This window comes from Stieleria mannarensis, assembly GCF_014154935.1.
Lineage (GTDB): Bacteria > Planctomycetota > Planctomycetia > Pirellulales > Pirellulaceae > Stieleria > Stieleria mannarensis.
This window is the reverse complement of record NZ_JACEHH010000109.1, coordinates 1-3,893: the sequence shown is the minus strand read 5'-3', so window position 1 is coordinate 3,893 and position 3,893 is coordinate 1. Positions and strand designations below refer to the sequence as shown.

The window sequence follows — 3,893 nt, the reverse complement described above, 5'->3', positions numbered from 1 at the left end:
AGACAGAGAGCAGCGAAGAAAGGTTGTCCACCGTCGCGTGTTCGCCTCGCAGCATGCAAAAAAGGTTGATCCAATCGTATCCGATGTTTTCAGCCTTTAAGGCTCGAAAACCGTATTCGCACCAATGGGCAAACGCAGCCGGCCGATCGCTATCTTGATCGTCCTCGTATCCAGGAATCCGGACCCTCAACGGCAGAGGCCTAGCATCGTCCAGAGCGGCACGGATGTCGTCCCCCAGGCGATCGCTTTTTTAACCGAGTAGCTGATTCGATTCCTAGCCATTGATCCGTTCCCCTTGCCCACGACGCCAGCGGCTGCCTGGTTTTCTTCATTTGTGATCAAGTACTCCAATGCCGAAGCATGGCGCGGCATTCTAACGCAGGGTGTCAAAGAACCGCGCCGAGCGGCACGCGATGCCGACTCTGCCGCCGCAAGTGTCTCACACAAGATTCCCCGCTGCCAGCGAAAAACCACAGCGAACGGTTCCGCCGACCTCCGCTCGGCCGCCCCACCTTAAACAGCCAACACCTTCGCCGCCCAGCCTACCATGCCCCTCGATCTCCACGGACAAAGGCACGTTCGCCAGAGATGCCCCGCTCCATTGACCTGAAGACCAACCAAGCCACCGCATCCACTGCCACGGTATCGGACCAGAAGAGTCCAGAAATTGCCGTGTTTCCGGCAGTCGGGGCGACTAGATTCGAACTAGCGACCTCTACGTCCCGAAAAAAGGCGGATCTCTTGAATTCGGACTGCTTTGTCCCGAGATTTACCGCACTATACAGTCTCGCGACGGTTTCGCAAGTTAGTGCATTCGTATGCAGGCAGTCGCGGTACTTTGCACATAATCAACCGTTCGTCGGTCGTCCAAAACGGTAGCGAGATGAAGCAACAATTTTTGCAGTGACAAGGACCAACCAGGTACTACAATTTGCCTCGCGCGCACGCGCGGGAGCGAGGCGTTCGACGGCGCGCGGGCACGCATGGCTAAATCACTAGCCAGATACTAGCGGTAGAGCATGGAGAGCTGGTCACGAAGTCGCGGCAACTCTGACAAACAGGTCTCGATTTCTTGTACCAGCCAGCTATCGGGCTCGAATGTGCTGAGCCGTGCCAACGCGGTCCGGAATTTCGTTTCACAGACCACCAAGGACTCAACAGGGTCGGTGAGCGCTAAAACCCCCAGGTATGCCAGTGATGGCACCGGGCACTGGGAGAGCAGCAGTATGTCTACGAATCGCCCCGCATCGCGTTGACCACACGCTCGACGCGCCCCCATCAATCGCAGCATTCCATGGATCCAGTAGACCACCTTAAAGGGTTGCTGATCATCTTGGTCAACGACAGCGGGAATCTGCCTGATCGCATTACCTTCCGCCTGTGTTGGTCTGGCGTCATTGGTTGCTCCACCGGCATCTTTGGGCGGATACGCTGAAATCATCCAATCCCAGGAGGCATCGTTGGACTCGCGTCTTGTCCGTCCCTCGGCTCGCAGTTGCTGTTTGAATTGATCGCGGGCGCGACTCGCCTCTTCCCAGCGGTTCTCTTTCTGCAGTCTGTGCGTAGCTTCGATTCGTGATTCCATCTTTTGATTCCGTACGTCTGTTAAATTGAAAATGTCCGTGCCATGGGTTCAGCAATCTCTTTCACAAGTCTCGCAAAAATCGGCGGATCCCCGCGATCGACATTTAGTCGGTGATCATGACGAACCGTGACACCGAAAACTTAGGAAGCGACCAACGCAGATTCATCTTCAATCTTTCAGACGCTCGGAATGACAACGATACTCGTCGTCGGCGTTCTGGGAGACGCCCCGAAAGACGTTCGAGATCAAAGAACGGTGTCGGCTTGTAAACTGCTGGCGCCGAATTCGGTTGGCGGCGACCTGCTGCAACTTGCGTAGGCAAATACGAACGCGAAGGCGTCGCAGTCGACGGATTTGCACTCCGGGTGGCTCGGAACGTTAGCATCGTCTGATCTGGCGTCATGTTCACTATCGATCTTCGCGGATCGCAGAGCGGGCCAATCTCGTCGCACAAAACACTGGAGAGACGCACACTGGGCGTACTAAGACCCGACGCCTGTGAACACCCGCCGATAATACTAGCGACAGGAGGACGCAAACTGCGGCTTCCCATTCCTTCAATCGCGGTAAGAACAATGCATGACGAGAGTTTCGAGCACATCCTCAATGCGGTACGCGTTGAGTTTGCAGACATCGCGGACGAGATTGCTTCTGGAATGGATGAGGTCTCAAACGATATCCAGTGCTGTGGCGAAGAAATCGAATCGGTTTCGGAATCCGTCCTGGGATTGGAACGCAGTTTTGAACAGCGTTTTCGGGCTTTTCACCGAAGCCTTTCCCGGCTTCAAACCCGCGTTGACGGCATGGAAAAGCTCCTTCGATCGGAAGACCACGACATCAACGGAAAAGGAGATGCGACAGAGAACGGGTGACCTGTCCAGCGTCGCTCATGCGGGGCAGACGCAACGCTTCAATCGCATCGCTGGACCTTGACGCCGGCGTCGGAAGCCGACGTCGATTGCGTTCATCAACACAACAATAACAGCAGACATTGGCTCTGGCACGGCCAGGGCAGCAACGTCGCCATCGCGAACTGCCCACGCAGAATGATCAGCCCCATGACTGAAGGCTCGTGATTGTGTGCCTCCGCCCATAATGAAGTCGAATGCAAACGGGACGCGGCCAACTTCTGGCGCCAGGTAGGGCGTCCCCGTCCAATAGGCTGATTGAATGTTTTCGAAGAGACTCTCGTCGTTTGGGTTGAGCGGGTCATCGAACAGTCCTTCGTTCGGAGGCGAGTTGCCATTGATGTCGCGCAACCCAATATTGTCGAGGCTGACGTAAAACAGGTGGCTGAATTCGCTTTGGGGGCTCACGATGTTCCAGCCCAAGTCGGTGCTACCATCGAACGAACGCTCATATTGGTAACTGACTCCGTTCACAGGCTTTGCGTGGGGCAATCTCCAGTCATCCCAATGCACATTGCGAACGCTATCGTAGTACACAAGATCATCAGCCCAGGCAACGGCGTTCGCCCAAGACATAATTCCATCTGTGGCAGAAACACCGTTGTCGTAGATCGATCCGGCTCCATAGTTTCCGTTTTGTAGCCACGTCACGTCAAGGACATCGTCATAAACCAGGCCCCCTCCGCGCGAGATCAACCCTCCAAATGCCAGCCCGGGGTTGGCAATAAAGATCACGGCACATCCGATCGCAATGCGCAATTTCTGCATGTTTGTTCTTTTCTTGAATTCTGCGACATTTCACGAAACTGTGTTTCCGCACCTTCCCGTGTCGCTTGCTACAACTGAAGTGCTGCGTCAATGGGGGCGTTTTTGGTCCTAACAGTCTCGATGCTCAAATGCGAATTGGCGTCGCACACCAACTCACAGCCAATGTGAAACTTGATTGCCTGCATCGTACTACCTCAAGCAAAACCGTGCTGTTCCGGGGCCCCGGGAATTGCCTAGGATTCTTACAGTAGTTACTCGAACAGCACTGAACAACTTCGGCAATTCCCGATCCCCAGTCCGTCGTACGACAAATTTGTCGCTGTGCGATTCCAAGCGATAATCGATCGGGATTCGACGGACGGCATGCATTGGTCACGATCGATCTGTTTTGATTCCGGATGAATCCTGGCATTGTCACGCAGGTGATTTCACTCTCCCGACTTACCCTACGATATGCGTATCCTCTCCGCACAACCTGCGATCCAGGATCACAACCCTGGGTTGCATGTGGGTGTCCCAGATAGGTACCGCGAGGACGCGATCATCTGTTAGCTGCGGAACTTTTTGCTCCGCGGATGCGGTTCGGCGAGTTCACCGTTGGCCCTCTTGAAGCTTTGGAGGCATCTACGAAG

At 54.9% G+C, this 3,893-nt stretch carries 3 protein-coding genes; 1 reads left to right on the top strand and 2 read right to left on the bottom strand.

What is annotated here, in order from left to right:
* Window positions 1-1,006 precede the first annotated feature (1,006 nt).
* Window positions 1,007-1,585 carry a hypothetical protein gene (locus tag H1B37_RS32375; RefSeq protein ID WP_182871420.1) on the bottom strand — a complete coding sequence of 193 codons (579 nt, stop codon included), beginning with the start codon at window positions 1,583-1,585 and terminating at the stop codon, window positions 1,007-1,009.
* A gap of 401 nt (window positions 1,586-1,986) precedes the next feature.
* Between H1B37_RS32375 and H1B37_RS32370 the strand changes: the two genes are divergently transcribed.
* Window positions 1,987-2,457, top strand: coding sequence for a hypothetical protein (locus H1B37_RS32370; RefSeq protein WP_182871419.1), 471 nt, complete (start codon window positions 1,987-1,989; stop codon window positions 2,455-2,457).
* 15 nt (window positions 2,458-2,472) lie between these two features.
* Here H1B37_RS32370 and H1B37_RS32365 read toward each other — a convergent pair whose 3' ends face one another.
* Window positions 2,473-3,261, bottom strand: a complete 789-nt coding sequence (locus H1B37_RS32365; RefSeq protein WP_182871418.1) for a hypothetical protein — start codon at window positions 3,259-3,261, stop codon at window positions 2,473-2,475.
* Window positions 3,262-3,893: the final 632 nt, after the last annotated feature.